This is a genomic window from Ruegeria sp. SCSIO 43209 (assembly GCF_019904295.1).
GTDB lineage: Bacteria > Pseudomonadota > Alphaproteobacteria > Rhodobacterales > Rhodobacteraceae > Ruegeria.
Window position 1 is genome coordinate 3,093,902 of the sequence record NZ_CP065359.1, and the last position, 15,667, is coordinate 3,109,568.

Sequence of the window (15,667 nt, forward strand, 5' to 3'; positions counted from 1 at the left end):
AAAGCGGGAGGGGCGCAGGAATGACCTATATTCTGGCAATCGATCAGGGCACCACATCGTCTCGTGCAATCCTGTTCGACGCGCAAATGCAGCGCGTCGGCACTGCGCAGCACGAGTTTACACAGCATTTCCCACAGGAAGGCTGGGTTGAGCATGATGCCGAGGAGATATGGGACAGCGTTCTGACGGTTTGCCGTGAAGTGATGCAAACGACAGGTGTATCCGCGGCACAGATCGCTGGTATCGGGATTACCAACCAACGCGAAACCACTGTCATCTGGGATCGCGCCACTGGGGCCCCCATTCACAACGCAATCGTCTGGCAGGACCGTCGCACCGCTGAGATTTGCGAGCGTCTTCGCAAAGCGGGATGCGAGGATGACGTAACTGCCCAGACCGGTCTGCTGCTAGATCCTTATTTTTCGGGCACCAAGGTTAAATGGTTGCTGGATACCGTCCCCGGCGCACGCGACCGTGCTGCCGCCGGAGAGCTGCTGTTCGGCACAATCGATACCTTCCTGATCTGGCGACTGACAGAAGGGCGCGTGCACGCCACCGACGCCACCAATGCGGCCCGCACATTGCTATTCGATATTCACAAAGGGGAATGGAGTACCGAGATCTGCGACTTGCTGGACATCCCCCAAGCTTTGTTGCCCGACGTGCGCGATTGCGCCGCAGACTTCGGATCGACCTCGCTGTTTAGCGGTAATATTCCAATTCTCGGCGTGGCGGGGGATCAGCAAGCTGCCACCATCGGACAGGCCTGTTTCCAGCCGGGCATGATGAAATCCACCTATGGCACGGGCTGTTTCGCACTACTCAACACCGGTACGCAGCCAGTTGAGTCGAAAAACCGGCTGCTAACGACAATTGCCTATCAGTTGGACGGGCAGAAAACCTATGCGCTTGAAGGCTCGATTTTCATTGCCGGTGCGGCGGTGCAATGGCTGCGCGATGCGTTGCAAATCATCGAAACCGCACCGCAAAGCGGTGAACTGGCCGCCAAAGCGGATCCAAACCAGCACGTTGTTCTCGTCCCTGCCTTTACTGGGCTGGGCGCGCCTTATTGGAAACCCGATTGCCGGGGCGCAATCTTTGGCCTGACTCGCAATTCAGGCCGCGCCGAAATCACGCGCGCCACGCTGGAAAGCATCGCGTTCCAGACCCGCGACCTGTGGCACGCCATGCAGGGCGATTGGGGCGCAGAGACTGACGTGATCCTGCGCGTCGACGGCGGAATGAGCGCCTCGGACTGGGCCATGCAGGGGCTTTCCGACATTCTGGGCGCCCCGGTCGACCGCCCGGTGATGCAGGAAACCACCGCGCTTGGTGCCGCATGGCTGGCGGGCATGAAAGCGGGTGTCTACCCGGATCAGGCCGGATTCGCCGAAACCTGGGATCTGGACCGGCGGTTTGAGCCTGCAAAACCCGTAGCTGACCGAGACGCGGCCTATGCACGCTGGCAACGCGCGGTTCAGGCGGCCATGGCGTTCTAACTGTGGTCCTTCATCAAGCGCTGTTTCTGCCGTGACCAGTCGCGCTTGGCCTGCGTTTCGCGCTTGTCGTGCAGCTTCTTACCTTTGGCGATGCCGATCTTCAGCTTCGCCCGACCCTTGTGATTAAAATAAAGCACCAGCGGCACCAGCGTCATGCCTTTGCGTTGGGTCGCGTTCCACAGGTTCGACAGTTCCTTGCGTGACACCAGCAGTTTACGGCGGCGGCGTTCTTCATGTTTGAAGACCTTGGCCTGCTCATAGGGCGCGATATAGCTGTTGATCAGCCATAGCTCTCCGTCATCAACCGACGCATAGCTTTCAGCAATGTTCGACCCACCGGCACGCAGGGATTTGACCTCGGACCCTTCCAGGACAATACCGCATTCGAGATCGTCTTCGATCGCATAATCGAAGCGCGCACGCCGGTTTTCGGCGATCACTTTGTAATTCGGGTCAGTGTTCTGCTTCTGCTTGGCCATGGCGCGTTGATGTATGCCGCTTGCGTCCGCCTTGCAAGGCAGGGTTATGAATTGGCCGAGATTATCAGGTCAGGTCCAAATATCGTGTCAGCGTGATTGTGCAGATAAATCTTGAGCCACGGGGTAAAACGGTCGGGATGCCGTTTCACCTCGGCCAGCAGATCGTGGTAATCGACCCAGCGGATATCCATCACTTCTTCCGGGTTAGGCTCGATTTTCAAGGCTCCACGCACATGGGCCAGAAAGACATCGACCACCTCGTTCTCGACCATTCCGTTGCCGACATCGGCATGATACTCTAATCGATGCCGGTATTCGGGATAGAGCCCGGTGATGCCCAATTCTTCGCGTAGGCGCCGGACGGCACAATGCGAAGCGCTTTCGTCCCAATCCGGATGCGTACAACAGGTATTCGCCCATAGACCCGGCGTGTGGTATTTGCCCATCGCCCGGCGTTGCAGCAATATCTCGGTCCCGCGCACGGCAAACACGGACACAGCCTTGTGTCGCAGCCCCTTTTCATGCGCCTCCAGCTTGTCGACGGGTGTCAGTTCGCCCTCAACCCAAGCCGGGATCAAGATTCCCATCTGTCGTCTCCTGTTGGCGATCTCCGGTGCACATGGCCTTACCGGTTTTCCCCAAAGTGGCGCTGATTACAATGTCAATCAATCGCACGAAAGGCCGCAGGGGCTGCGGCATTTCGAAGTTCGTCTGTAAACCTGTTGGCGGAGTTACTCTCCCGAAACGCTCACGATATAGGCGTAAACGTCTTCGGCGCCTTTCTTCAGCTTGAAGGTCATTTTCGACTTTGCCGAGGTTTCCCCCAAATAGTCTTTCAAGAATGCTTTGGGGTCTTGGGCGTAGGCCACGAAAGTCTCTTCATCCCAGACCAGCCCATTTTCGCCCGCGGCCACGATGCTGTCGCCGTATCTGAAGCCTTCTTCAGTGCCGGCGGTGCGGCCTGCGATTCCGTACAGGTTCGGACCCGTCTTACCGCCCTTAACGATAACTTCACCCGCAGGGTCAGCAATCATGTGACAGGATTTACATTTATTGAAGGTCTTCTTACCCGCTTCGGCATCACCTTCTGCATAGACAGGAAGGGCCAGCAGACCGGCAATTGCGGTGGCAAGGATACGATTCATAGCTTTTGCTCCGATATGAATTGGCTGCACCGAATGGATCGCTGGCACAGCAGAGAGTCAACGCGCAGATTGCCGCGCGACGGCACTGTGTCACAGGCGATCGGTGTCGTACTTAACCGAAGTCATGTAACTGCGACCAGCAGGGCAGCAGGTCGCCAGTGCGGGGGGAAGCCAGATAGATAGCCCGTGCAATCGCGCGCGCAAGACAGATCGAGGCCGCATGGCCGATCATCGCCATAGCCTCGGGGCCAACCGTGCGCGCGCAGGTGCTGAGACCGAATACCAGATCCCCATCGCCAGGCGTGTGCGCAGGCACGATGGCGCGGGCGATGCCATCATGGGCTGCTACCGCCAGACGCTGGCATTGCGGTTTGGTCAGCGCTGCATCAGTTGCAACTATAGCAATCGTGGTGTTTGCGCGATCTGGCGGAGCAGAATGCATCATTTGCGCCTTGCGGCTGACAAGAGAGGAACCAAGGCCCGAGGCCGGGTCTGGCCCCAATCCACCGAACTCGTCATCGATCTCAAACGGCGCAGCCCAAAAATGCCGATCACCCGGTGTGGTTACGCTGCCAAGCGGATTGGCCGCCACCAGCGCGCCGACGGTTACGCCACCCTCAAGCTTTAACGAAGCCGAGCCTAAGCCACCCTTGTGCATCGCGGCCAATGCGCCGGTACCAGCCCCCACCGAGCCCAGTTCAAATTCTGGTGAGGCGGTCAAATACGCAGACTTCCCCAGATCGCGATAAGGATTTTCGGTCCAGTTCTTATCTCCACCATTGAGTAGATCGAACAGAATCGCGCCCGGCACGATGGGCACGACGGCCGAACCGACCTGAAATCCGCGCCCCTGAGCGCGCAATGCGTCTGAAACGCCCGAGCACGCATCCAGTCCAAAGGCCGAGCCGCCGGACAAAGCAATCGCGTCGACCCGATCAACAGTTTTGTCGACCGCCAGTAGGTCGGTCTCACGCGTGCCGGGGGCGCCGCCCATCACATGAACCGAAGCTGTGAACGGGTCGTCCGCCGTCAGGACAGTTGTGCCTGATTTAAGCGTCTCATCCTGCGCGTGACCGACTTTCAGGCCAGGGACATCAGTGATCAGGTTTCTGGGTCCAGGGTTCATCTTCGTCTCGAATGTTGAGCCGGAAAGTGCGCTGGCGCGCGCTGTCTCCGGCGGAGATATTTATGACCAGATGAAGGGCGGATCAGATGCATCGGCCTCCGTCCACTTCGAGGGCTGTGCCGGTGATCATGCTGGCCTCGTCCGAGCAGAGGAAACAGGCGGCGTTTGCCATGTCTTCGGGCGTTGAGAAGCGACCAAGCGGGATCGTTGACAGGAATTTGGCGCGGATTTCCGGAGTGTCTTCGCCCATGAAGGATTTCAGCAGCGGTGTTTCGCCCGCCACCGGGCAGATCGCGTTGACGCGCACGCCCGAGGGGGCGAGTTCAACGGCCATCGTCTTGGTCGCGGTGATCATCCAGCCTTTGGAGGCGTTGTACCAGTTCAGATTGGGGCGCGGTGACAGACCCGCGGTCGAGGCCACGTTCAGGATCGCCCCCGCGCCGTGTGTCTTCATCTGCGGAACAAAGGCGCGCGCGGTCAGGTAGACGGATTTCATGTTCACGGCGAAAACGCGGTCGAAATCATCTTCGCTGACGTCCTCCAATGGGGTCGGCAGGTGCGTTACGCCCGCATTATTCACCAGAATATCCAGTCGTCCAAATTCTTCCGACACCGCATGTGCCATGGCCTGAACCGATGCCGCATCCGAGACGTCAACGTGCTGTGCGATGGCATTCGTGCCGACCGCAGACGCCATGTCGGAAGCCGCTTCGCCATTGATATCTGCGATCATCACGCGGGCGCCTTCGGTCAGGAACTTTTGCGCAATCCCAGCGCCGAACCCGGATGCGCCGCCGGTTACGATGGCGGTTTTTCCCTCAAGCCTCATGGCTTTACCTCCCCTGCGTCTTGCACCGGCAGAGTAGCAACGTGCAGCGAAACTGCCAGATCAATCTTCGGACACTTTGCCTCGCAGGGCTTTGACATCCGCGCGGGCTTTCTTAGCAGCAAGCCTTCGCTTGACCGAACCATAAGTGGGTTTGGTCGCGATCCTGCGCTTGGGATTGACCAAAGCCCGCGTGATCAGTTCAGCCAACCGGGCGCGCGCGATGTCGCGGTTGCGGGCCTGAGACCGTGTTTCTTCACATTGAATGATGATGGCGCCGTCCTTGGTCCAGCGACGTCCGGCCAGCCGTTTCAAACGTGTCTTGACCGGATCAGGCAAGGAGGGTGAGCGCGCGGCCTCGAACCGCAGCTCAACGGCGGTGGAGACCTTGTTGACGTTCTGCCCACCCGGACCAGAGGACCGCACGAAGCTTTCGGTCATTTCCCAGTCTTGCAGGGCGATATCGTCGGTGATGCGCAACATGGATCGGACCTTACAGGGCGCAGTTGAAAACAAAAAGGGCCGCCCCGGCGGGACGGCCCTTCGAAAGTTCAGGAGGTTGGGTCGGTTAGATCAATCGACCAGCCGGAGCGAGCGCTCCGCCAAGGGCTGCCTTAACAGGCGATCCCCCCGGTTGTTCCAACACCTCTCTCCAATCTCTTTCTCGACACTGGATCACCTCCTTTTCTATCTGTTGCGGTTAACAAGGAGCGTGACACAAGTTGTGCCAATCTCAAAGAACTTTTTTACGCAGGCTGTGCAGCGGTCAGACGGGCGACGATCACCTTGAACGGAATCAGGGCGATTAGTGCCAGCGACAGTTTCACCAGCCAGTCAGCGAAGGCCAGCGTCACCCACAGCGGGGCCATCGGGCCGGACAGCATGAAGGGCACAGGCTCCCACGCCCAGTTGATCGCAGCGTCTGCATTGGCACCAAAGACGGTAACCGAGGCCGAGAACGCCAGCGTAAAGAAGATCGCGGTGTCCAGCGCTGAACCGACCAGTGTCGACACCAGCGGCGCGCGCCACCAGCGGCCACCACGCAGTGAGTTGAACACAGTGACGTCGGTCAATTGCGCGATCAGGAAGGCGGTGCCCGAAGCGACTGCGATGCGCAGCGGCACGGCGGCATAGGTGAAGCCGTCACCCTGCAGCATGATCTGGCTGCCGATCAGCGAGCAGATGATACCGGTGACAAATCCGGCGAATACGACCTTGCGGGCCGGACCCACGCCGTAGACGCGGTTCATGATGTCGGTGACCAGAAAGGCCAACGGATAGGTGAAGGCACCCCAGGTCAACAGGCCGTCAAGGATCAGGAACTGGACCAGGATGTTTGAGGCCACGACGATCGAGGCCATGGCAAGGATGCCGGGAATAAAGCTGCGTTGCATTTTCAGATGCCCGTTTTGACAAGGTAGCGGCGACTTGGCCCCAGGCTCATCCCGAGGCAGGCCGTGCGTTTAGACCTTTGTCTGCCGCCTGTCAATCAGGCAGCAAGTATTCGACCAATTCAGTGCGTTGCAGAAAGAAGAAGTTGTCGTCGGAAATCATCGTTGCGCGCAGCCGCCCCTGCACATCGCGCCAGACAGAAAGGCCCTCGAGATTGTCATGCGTCCCGGTGCTGGTTTCGAACAGAATCTCTTGTGACACGGGTGCATCATCTGCGATCACCCAGCGCCGCAGTCGCGAGCGGAAGCCGAAAAATGACACCGCGCGCTCTAACACATACAAACGCCCATCGGGCCCAAAATCTGCCGCAACCGGCAGGAACCTTCCACTCGGCGGCAAAACAAACGGCCTTGTCCAGTGGTGGCCATCCCACCGATAGACGAGGATTTTACCGTCTGCGGTGCGGGATTTCTCGGTCAGGGTGTAAAGCCTGCCCCGATCATCGATCGCCAATGCTTCGAACGAGCCATTGCGCTCTAAATCATGAAAAGCCTCCGGGCGGGGCAATACCTTGGCTTTGGCCCCCGGTGTGGAATAATGGACCACTCGGTGCACACCTTCGAACGAGATATATAGGCTCCCATCCGGAGCGACAGCGATCCCTTCGGAATCCCCTGCCCGACCGCTCAGGCTGCGCCCTTTGCTCGAGAAGATGGGTCCGTATCTCAGTATCTGGATATTCCTGATTTGGTCTCCATCCCGGTTGATCCGCGCGGTCACAAGCCTCGACCGGTCGCCGAGCACGATCATTTGCCGGCCGTTTTCCGACAAATGAAGGGCCGAGAACCCGCCAAACCAACCGGCACTGTTGTTCCAGTCAAATCGGGCTAGAAGCGTTGCCGGGCTGGTACCAACTGCCGAAACGGCACTGGCCAACAGCGTTGCAACAATCAGTTGGATTGCAAGACTGCGGCGCATTGCTGGGGAAGGTCCGCCATTCGATATTCACGACGTTTCTTGGGCGGCGGCGCATTTGGATCAGGTGGCGGTGGGTTCAGAATATTGCGCACCCATTGCTGCGCCTCGGCGCAACCATCACCCTTGGGTGGCGGGTCCTGATTTACACAGCCTTTCGATCCTTTCGGGCATTTCAGCCGCACGTGGAAATGATAGTGATGTCCCCACCATGGCCGGATCTTGCGCAGATAGGCTTTGTTGCCCTTCTCGTCATTGCACATCTGCACCTTTGCACCCGGGAATACGAAGATCCGGGCAACGCGCTTGTCCTTGGCGGCTTCGCGCAATACCGCATGGTGCTGCTTGGTCCAGTTGCCGTTTACATACGCGCCGTTCGCGCGGCGCAAGGATATAGACGAGATATTCTCGCGTGCTTTGCGGCTTAGGCGCATGTTATCGCCCGGCAGCATCCAGATATCGATATCCAAACCCAACTGGTGCGAACGATGGCCCGAGGTCATCGGCCCACCCCGCGGTTGGCTGATATCCCCGATATAGAGACCATTCCACCCCGGTTGTTTCGCGGCAAACCGGCTGAGATCCTGCACATAGTCGATCGCCTGAGGATGCCCCCAATTGCGATTGCGCGACAGGCGCATGGCTTGCCAAGTTGGCCCGGTTTCAGGGAGTTGCACCGACCCGGCGGCGCACCCGCGCGAATAACTGCCGAATGCGGCAGATTTTTGCTGCGACCCAACCTTCTGGGCTCCGAATAACTGTTTGGCCAAGGGCTGTGCGGTAGCCACGCCTGCCAGTGCTATTGCGGCCAGAACGGCCAAAAAACGTAGTAAAATCATCTGCTCTGATCCCCTTCCGGTTTCACCCAGCGCATCAGGACTAGGCCCAGAATAAACAACAGAATGATCGGTGACACCCCCAGTCTTGCACTACCGGTTGCTGCTGTTGCTATTCCGATCAATAGCGGCGCTGCAAAGGCGGTCGCCCGACCCGAAAGCCCGTACAGCCCAAAACTCTCGACCGGGGTGGCGGGATCAGTATGGCGTACCATCATTGAACGGCTGGCGGATTGCAGAATACCTCCCATGCCGCCGATCAGAACTCCGCACCCGAAGAACGCCATGTCCGGCAGGCCCGAGCCTACGGGTAATGAAATTCCGTAGATCTGTGTTCGATCCATCGACACAACCGTTACGCAGACAAAGATCAGAACCCAAATCGCAACCAATATCACCGGTTTAGGGCCGTACTTGCGATCCATCTTGCCCCCGATCCACGCAAAGATGGCCGAGGCCAGAACGCTGACGATTCCAAATACGCCGATTTTTATCAGGTCCCATTCAAGCACCAACCGCGCGTAGACGCCTCCGAAACTGTATAGCCCGTTCAACGCGTCGCGATAGAACATCGACGACCCCAGATAGGTCGCCAGACTGACCCGGTGACGCAAAGCCGCCACGGACTTGCCCAGCAAGCGCAGCGCCTCACCCACGCTACCCTGTTTGTTGGTCTCAGGATCATCCCGAACCCACAGGAAATACGGCACCATGAACAACACGAACCATCCAGCGGTGAAGGGGCCGACAAACCGCGTCCCTTCACGCGTTGCCGCATCCAGCCCGAACAACGGATCCATACCAATCAAGGTCTTGCCGTTGGGCTGTTCAACAAACAGCGCCAGCATGATGGCCAGCGACAGCAGGCCTCCGAAATAGCCGAAGGCGAAGCCCGAACCTGAAATCTCGCCCACTTCTCTATCGTCACCCAGATCGGGCAGCTGAGAGTTGATGAAGATCAGTGCATATTCTGCGCCCACAAAGCCCAGACCAAAAGCCGACAGCATCAACCACATGTTCGAGCCATCGGGCATCGTGTACCACAACGCGGCAGACCCCACCGCGTACATCACCGAAAACCCGAGAATCCACGGGATGCGCCGACCCGAAACATCCGCCATCGCGCCCAACAGGGGCGCTCCGAACGCGATGATCAGCCCAGTTATGGTCAGGCAATTCGCCCAGACGGTCTGCGCCTGCGCCGCCGCAGCATCGGTGTCTAATCCGGTATTCGCATAGTATTGAGCCGCCACCCCGGCGAAATAGGGGCCAAAGACAAAGGTCACCAGCAGTGTATGGAACGGCTGGCTGGCCCAGTCGAAAAACCACCAGCCCCAGATGCGCTTACGCTTGGAAATCTCCGCCATCTCTGCCCCATATTATTATTGTTGCGATCATAAGACGGGGCTTTGGGTCAATTCGCAAGCGTTCTGTTGGGGCGCACTTGCTCTTTGCGGCTGTGACGCTTAGGTCTCAGGACAATTGACGAACGGAGTGCCCATGCTGTCGCTGATCCAAATCCTTCTGCTGATCCTGGACATTGTCTGGTTCATCATCCTTGCCCATGTGATCATGAGCTGGCTGATCAACTTCCAGGTGCTGAACCTGCACCAGCAACTGGTGGCGCAAATCTGGTACGGACTGAACCGTTTGTTAGAGCCGATCTACGGCCCCATTCGCCGCATTCTGCCCGCCATGGGCGGTCTGGATCTGACCCCTCTGGTGGTGCTGATCGGAGTCTATGCGTTGCGGATCATCCTGATCAACAACGCGGTCTATTTCTACTGACCTCTTGTTCACCGAATCTTAGTATGTGATGGTCCTGTCTTAAGAGCAGATAAACCATAAAACAGGACCCTCCGTCGCATGTTCGACTCCGCACCCTTGTTGCGAGACGTTTTCGGATTCGACGACTTCCGCCCCGGTCAGGAAGAGATCGTCGACGCCGTGACCGCAGGTGAAAACGTGCTGGCGATCATGCCCACTGGTGGGGGCAAGTCCTTATGTTTCCAATTACCTGCGTTGCTGCGAGACGGCGTGACTGTTGTGATCTCTCCGCTGATCGCCTTGATGCGCGATCAGGTGCGTGGGCTGCAGGAAGCCGGTGTCGAGGCGGGCGCGCTCACCTCGGGCAACACCCCCGAAGAAACTGATGCGGTGTGGGACGCATTAGAGGCTGGGCGGCTCAAGCTTCTGTATATGGCGCCCGAGCGTCTGGCCGCCGGGTCGGCGCTGGGGATGCTGCGCAGGATCAACGTCAATCTGATCGCGGTGGATGAGGCCCATTGTGTCAGCCAATGGGGCCACGATTTCCGCCCTGATTATCTGCGGATCGGAAAGCTGCGGCGCGCTTTGAATGTTCCCCTCGCCGCGTTCACCGCGACAGCGGATGCGGAAACGCAGGACGAGATCGTCGAAAAACTGTTCGACGGTGTTGAGCCGCGCAAGTTCCTGCGGGGGTTCGACAGGCCCAATATCCATCTGGCTTTTGCCGCCAAGGATGGACCGCGCAAACAGATCCTCGATTTCGCTGCCGCGCGTAAAACCCAATCCGGCATCGTCTATTGCGGGACCCGCAACAAGACCGAGGTGCTGGCGCAAGCCCTGCGCGCCGAAGGTCACACGGCCTGCCACTATCACGGCGGGATGGAGGCCGAGGATCGCCGCATCGTGGAAGCTCGCTTTGCGCGCGAGGACGGGCTGATTGTCGTCGCTACGGTCGCCTTTGGCATGGGTATCGACAAGCCGGACATCCGCTGGGTCGCCCATGCGGATTTGCCGAAATCGATCGAGGCCTATTATCAAGAAATCGGTCGCGCCGGACGCGATGGTGGACCAGCCGAGACCCTGACCCTGTTCGGGCCTGACGATATCCGACTACGACGCTCACAGATCGACGAAGGACTGGCCCCACCTGAACGGCGCATGGCGGATCATGCGCGTCTTAACGCGCTGCTGGGATTGGCCGAAGCACTGAAATGCCGCCGCCAGACCTTGCTGGGGTATTTTGGGGAACAGGCTGAACCCTGCGGCAAGTGCGATCTCTGCGACAACCCGCCCGAAGTCTTCGACGGCACAACGCCCGTCCGCATGGCTCTGTCCGCCATGCTACGCACCGAGGAATGGTTCGGCGCAGGTCATCTGATCGACATTCTGCTTGCCAACGAGACCGATAAAATTCGCGCACGGCGACACGACAATCTGTCCACCTACGGCATCGGCAAGGACTGGTCGCGCCCGCAATGGCAAGCGATCTTCAGGCAGATGATGGGCCATGATTTGGTGCGCCCCGACCCTGAACGCCACGGCGCGCTGCGTATGACAGAAACCGCCAAACCCATCCTGAAAGGTGAGGCGTTGATCGATCTGCGCAAGGATACCATCCGCAAAGCCACCCGACGACCCGCTGTCAAAGCGATGGTGTCCGAGGAAGACGCGCCGCTGCTCTCGGCGCTCAAGGCCAAGCGGCGCGCACTGGCCGAGGCCGCTCGGGTCCCGGCTTATGTTATTTTTCCTGATCGCACCCTAATTGAGATGGCAGAAACCCGACCTGCAAATCTGGACGACATGGCGCGGATCAGCGGTATTGGGTCAAAGAAACTGGAGCGCTATGGTTCCACTTTCCTTGAGGTGCTGACCGGCGCGGTAGAAGAATTGCACCCGGCGCGGCGCAAGCTTGCCGGCCGCAATCAGGGCGACATTTACGATCAGTTGCTTGAGGTTCAATCGCAATTGTCGCGTGGCCCCGACGGGATCGACAAACCGCTAAGCTGCACGGCCTCGCAATTGGCGAAAGTGGCACAACTGCACCCGGATGATCCACGAGCGATGGAGCAGGTTCTGGGTGACCGTCGTCACGAAAGGTTTGGCGCGGCGTTTCTGGACGTGCTGCAACAGGCGGGCTAGATACGCCTGAGCAGGCGAGAAACGAGGGCGGATATGCTGGTAGTGATTTCCCCGGCCAAGCGGCTGGATTGGGCAGAACGAAACGTCGAATTAACCCAACCCGATTTTCAGGATGACGCGATCCGCTTGTCGAAGACAGCACGCAATCTGACATTGGGCAATCTGAAAAAACTGATGGACCTGAGCGACGACTTGGCCCGCCTGAACCGCGACCGGTATCGTATGTTCTCGGACGCGCCCGATGCGGAGACGACGCGCCCTGCCGCACTGGCGTTTGCGGGCGATACCTATCAAGGGCTTGAAGCCGCATCGCTGGATGCCGACGAAATGGCCTGGGCACAGGATCACCTGCGCATTCTGTCCGGGCTTTATGGCGTATTGCGCCCGCTGGATGCCATACAGGCCTACCGGCTTGAGATGGGTAGTAAACTGAAAACCAGACGCGGAAAAAACCTGTACGAATATTGGCGCGATCAGCTAAGCAAGGTGCTGAACGCGCAGGCCGCCGAAACTGACAGCAAGGTTCTGGTGAACTGCGCCAGTCAGGAATACTTCGGCGCGGTCGACCTGAAGGCACTGAAGCTGCCCGTTGTGACCCCGATCTTCATGGAGGACAAGGGCGGCACCCCCAAGATCGTCAGCTTCTTCGCCAAGAAAGCGCGCGGTGCGATGGCACGCTACATCATCCAGCACCGCCTGACCGATCCCATTGGCCTGTTGGATTTCGACAGCGGTGGTTATGAATACAGGGCAGATCTGTCTGACGACTACAAACCTGTGTTTGTTCGCCCCTATCAGGCCTGATCGAGCAGTGAAGAGTCGTAGGCTACAAGCTCAACGGTGTTCCCTTCGGGGTCTTGGGTGAAGATACCGCGCCAGCCGATCCAGCCAAAATGCTCGACCCGATAAGGCTGGTCGATCTGGTCGTACCAGCGCATGACAGCATCCTGTTCGACAAAGGGCAGCGACAGCGCGATATGGTGCAGGGCCGAGGCGCCCCCTGTTACTGGCACTGCCGCGCCAGTCTGGCCCGATCCACGCTCAGAGCCAACAGACTGGTGAAACAGGGCCAGCACCTGTGTATGTCCACCAAACCCTTCGGCAATCCGAAAAAAGGTGATGGCGCTGTTATGGTCGCCTTGCAATCGCTGCAACCCTATCACCTTCTCATAGAAATACACCATTGCCGCCATATCGGCGCAGCGAATTGCAATCTCACCCAATCCCCGGGGGCGAAAACCGCGCTCATCTGACATAAATCGATCCTATTCCGTACTTTCACCTTCTGCACCGACCAATTGGGCATCGGCTGGACGATGTTCCAGTATCATCTTGTGGATCAGTTTCTTGTGCAACGGTTTGGTCAGATAATGATCAAGCCCGGCTGCCAGTATGCCCTCATCATCCCCTGTCATGGCATGGGCCGTCAGGGCCACTATGGGAACATGTCGATCCGTTCCGATCTCGCGCCGCCGGATTTCACCCGTCGCCTCTTTCCCATCCATCTTGGGCATCGAGATATCCATGAAAATCAGGTCCGGGTCGAAACTGGCGAAGGTTTCGATCGCCTCCAACCCATTGGAGACGAATTTCAAATCGATCTTCAGATCTTTGGTCATCTTTTGAAGGATCAGTTGATTGGTTCGATTGTCCTCGGCTGCCAGAACCCGCATCAGCCTCTGATTCTGCGGAACTTGCGCATGAGTCTCGGGATCAGCGACGCAGTCGTCACTGCGATCCGACTTGAATACAGGAGCACCCAGCGCCATCAGCCGTGAATACAGCTCGGCGCGAGGAATGGGCTTTTGCAACACGCCGTCAATCAGGCGATGGGCCGGGTCGGCATGAATCACACCCGGATTGGCCGACATCACCACAATTGGCAGATCACCCCATCCTTTGTCGCGCAGTGTTGTGGCGAGTTCCAGACCGTCCATGTCCGGCAGATCGTGATCGCACAGCACCAGATCAATAGTTTTGTCCATTGCAGAAAGCGCTTCAGCCCCTGTTGAACGGGTGAGCGCCTGAGACCCAAGGCGGCTCAGTTGTTTGGTCAGAATGGCGCGGTTGACGGCCATATCCTCGACCACCAGAACCTGGCCCAACTGCCCCGCCAGATCGGGCGGAACGGGCTGCGGACCTTCGGCCGTGGGCAGTGTGATACGGAAACCAAAGCAAGATCCTTTGCCCGCGTCGCTTTCGACCCAGACGGCACCGCCCATCATCGAGATCAGCCGCTTGGTGATTGCCAGCCCCAAACCCGTGCCTTCGAATTGGCGGTTCTGGGCATCCTCAACCTGATTGAATTCACCAAAGATGTGCGGGACCTTGTCGGCTTTGATTCCGATACCCGTATCCTCGATGGCCACGTGGATGTCGCAGGTTTCAGTTGTCGCGTCAGGAACACCGGTCACCCGGATAAGGACATGGCCCTGCGCGGTAAACTTCACTGCATTGCCGACAAGGTTGGTCAGAATCTGCCGAATCCGCCCCGGATCACCCACAAAAAGCGTCGGCAGGAACAGGTCATAGTCCACCAGCAAGGTCAGGCCCTTGTCGCGTACGCTGGGTTGCAACAGCATCGCGACCTCAAGGATACAGCGCTCCAAATCGAACTGTTCGGGGTGCAGCGTCAACTTGTCGGCCTCGATCTTGGAATAGTCGAGAACATCGTTGATGATGACCAGCAAAGCCTCGCCCGAATTGCGAATTGTGCTTACATAGAGCCTTTGTTCTTCGTTCATCGGGGTTTCGGTCAGCAGTTCGGTCATACCGACGATCCCGTTCATCGGCGTGCGAATCTCATGGCTCATATTGGCCAGAAAGGCGGATTTGGCGCGGTTTGCGGCCTCGGCCCGTTCACGTGCAGCGTTTAGCTCGGCCTCATGCCGGACCGAGGCTGTGATGTTCAACGCCAGGCTCAGCACGTCACCGCCGTGGCCCCGCTGATCAATCAGCCGGATATATTGGCTGTTCCACAACTGGATCACCTCGGGTTCGGGGTGCGGTTGCGCCCAGCGTGCAAGCATACGCGCCTGCCAGTCCGCGATATTTTCCGCGCCGATGTCCACGATCCCTTCATGGGTCAGAATTTCGAGAATACGCGTGTAGCTGATCCCCGGCGCGACCTCTTCCAGCCCATCGAAAACGCTTAGGTAAGCGGCGTTGGCACCGATCAGTGTGTTGTTGCCGTCGAAAAAGGCAAACCCGTCAGGGATGGTCTGGATCGAATGCCACAGGCGGCGTTCAGCCACTTCGATCTTGGCATTGGCTACGGTCAGATCGGATTTGACCTTTTCGTTTTCATCGCGAACCGTCGCAACCTCGGCCTGAGTCTCATCGATCTGACGTGTCAATGCGATAGCATGGCGTCCCAATTTGCGGTTGGCAGCAGACAACTCGGCCTGTTTCAGATGCAACAACCGCTCGGCCGCCAGTCGTGCGCGCCGTTCCTGCGCCAGTTTCTCAGCAAGACTCATGTAA

16 protein-coding genes are annotated in these 15,667 nt (G+C 58.4%); 4 read left to right on the plus strand and 12 right to left on the minus strand.

The features are described 5' to 3' along the window. Positions 1-20 precede the first annotated feature (20 nt). Positions 21-1,499 (plus strand): glycerol kinase GlpK, encoded by a 1,479-nt coding sequence (gene glpK / locus I5192_RS15550; protein ID WP_170626739.1) that lies wholly within the window; start codon positions 21-23, stop codon positions 1,497-1,499. On the opposite strand, the gene smpB is transcribed toward glpK, so the two are convergent. The 10 genes from smpB to I5192_RS15600 all read right to left on the minus strand — a co-directional run bounded on the left by smpB (position 1,496) and on the right by I5192_RS15600 (position 9,645). Further along, on the minus strand, positions 1,496-1,978 hold the full coding sequence (smpB, locus tag I5192_RS15555; protein ID WP_170394914.1) for an SsrA-binding protein SmpB: 483 nt from the start codon (positions 1,976-1,978) through the stop codon (positions 1,496-1,498). The genes glpK and smpB overlap by 4 nt on opposite strands. A 44-nt stretch (positions 1,979-2,022) precedes the next feature. Next, on the minus strand, positions 2,023-2,565 hold the full coding sequence (gene idi, locus I5192_RS15560) for an isopentenyl-diphosphate Delta-isomerase (protein ID WP_170394917.1): 543 nt from the start codon (positions 2,563-2,565) through the stop codon (positions 2,023-2,025). A 144-nt stretch (positions 2,566-2,709) separates the two neighbouring features. After that, positions 2,710-3,123, minus strand: a complete 414-nt coding sequence (locus I5192_RS15565; protein ID WP_170394920.1) for a cytochrome c family protein — start codon at positions 3,121-3,123, stop codon at positions 2,710-2,712. Positions 3,124-3,235: 112 nt separating this feature from the next. Continuing rightward, positions 3,236-4,249: a P1 family peptidase gene (locus tag I5192_RS15570; protein ID WP_223117233.1), complete on the minus strand. Its 1,014-nt coding sequence runs from the start codon at positions 4,247-4,249 to the stop codon at positions 3,236-3,238. Between the two features lie 82 nt (positions 4,250-4,331). Beyond that, the gene (locus tag I5192_RS15575; protein ID WP_170608920.1) at positions 4,332-5,078 is read right to left on the minus strand and encodes an SDR family oxidoreductase; all 747 of its coding nucleotides are present in this window, start codon (positions 5,076-5,078) and stop codon (positions 4,332-4,334) included. A gap of 60 nt (positions 5,079-5,138) precedes the next feature. After that, positions 5,139-5,558: an alternative ribosome rescue aminoacyl-tRNA hydrolase ArfB gene (gene arfB, locus I5192_RS15580; protein ID WP_170394928.1), complete on the minus strand. Its 420-nt coding sequence runs from the start codon at positions 5,556-5,558 to the stop codon at positions 5,139-5,141. A 263-nt stretch (positions 5,559-5,821) separates the two neighbouring features. Continuing rightward, on the minus strand, positions 5,822-6,469 hold the full coding sequence (locus I5192_RS15585; RefSeq protein ID WP_170394930.1) for a queuosine precursor transporter: 648 nt from the start codon (positions 6,467-6,469) through the stop codon (positions 5,822-5,824). A gap of 91 nt (positions 6,470-6,560) precedes the next feature. Continuing rightward, positions 6,561-7,445, minus strand: a complete 885-nt coding sequence (locus I5192_RS15590) for an esterase-like activity of phytase family protein (RefSeq protein ID WP_170394933.1) — start codon at positions 7,443-7,445, stop codon at positions 6,561-6,563. Beyond that, the gene (gene mepA / locus I5192_RS15595) at positions 7,418-8,281 is read right to left on the minus strand and encodes a penicillin-insensitive murein endopeptidase (RefSeq protein WP_170394937.1); all 864 of its coding nucleotides are present in this window, start codon (positions 8,279-8,281) and stop codon (positions 7,418-7,420) included. Before mepA ends, I5192_RS15590 begins: the two co-directional genes overlap by 28 nt. Then, entirely contained in the window at positions 8,278-9,645 is a 1,368-nt protein-coding gene (locus I5192_RS15600) for an MFS transporter (protein ID WP_170394940.1), read from the minus strand. The genes mepA and I5192_RS15600 overlap by 4 nt, the downstream gene beginning before the upstream one ends. A gap of 133 nt (positions 9,646-9,778) precedes the next feature. Between I5192_RS15600 and I5192_RS15605 the strand changes: the two genes are divergently transcribed. From I5192_RS15605 to yaaA, 3 genes are all read left to right on the plus strand, one after another. Next, positions 9,779-10,066, plus strand: coding sequence for a YggT family protein (locus tag I5192_RS15605; RefSeq protein WP_170394943.1), 288 nt, complete (start codon positions 9,779-9,781; stop codon positions 10,064-10,066). 78 nt (positions 10,067-10,144) lie between these two features. Beyond that, positions 10,145-12,184 (plus strand): DNA helicase RecQ, encoded by a 2,040-nt coding sequence (recQ, locus tag I5192_RS15610; protein ID WP_223117234.1) that lies wholly within the window; start codon positions 10,145-10,147, stop codon positions 12,182-12,184. A gap of 33 nt (positions 12,185-12,217) precedes the next feature. Next, positions 12,218-12,988, plus strand: a complete 771-nt coding sequence (yaaA, locus tag I5192_RS15615; RefSeq protein WP_223117235.1) for a peroxide stress protein YaaA — start codon at positions 12,218-12,220, stop codon at positions 12,986-12,988. Here yaaA and I5192_RS15620 read toward each other — a convergent pair. Both I5192_RS15620 and I5192_RS15625 read right to left on the minus strand, forming a co-directional pair. Then, positions 12,979-13,440, minus strand: coding sequence for a VOC family protein (locus tag I5192_RS15620; RefSeq protein WP_170394950.1), 462 nt, complete (start codon positions 13,438-13,440; stop codon positions 12,979-12,981). The two genes, yaaA and I5192_RS15620, sit on opposite strands and share 10 nt — an antisense overlap. Before the next feature lie 9 nt (positions 13,441-13,449). Then, positions 13,450-15,663: a response regulator gene (locus I5192_RS15625; RefSeq protein WP_223117236.1), complete on the minus strand. Its 2,214-nt coding sequence runs from the start codon at positions 15,661-15,663 to the stop codon at positions 13,450-13,452. Between the last annotated feature and the right edge of the window lie 4 nt (positions 15,664-15,667).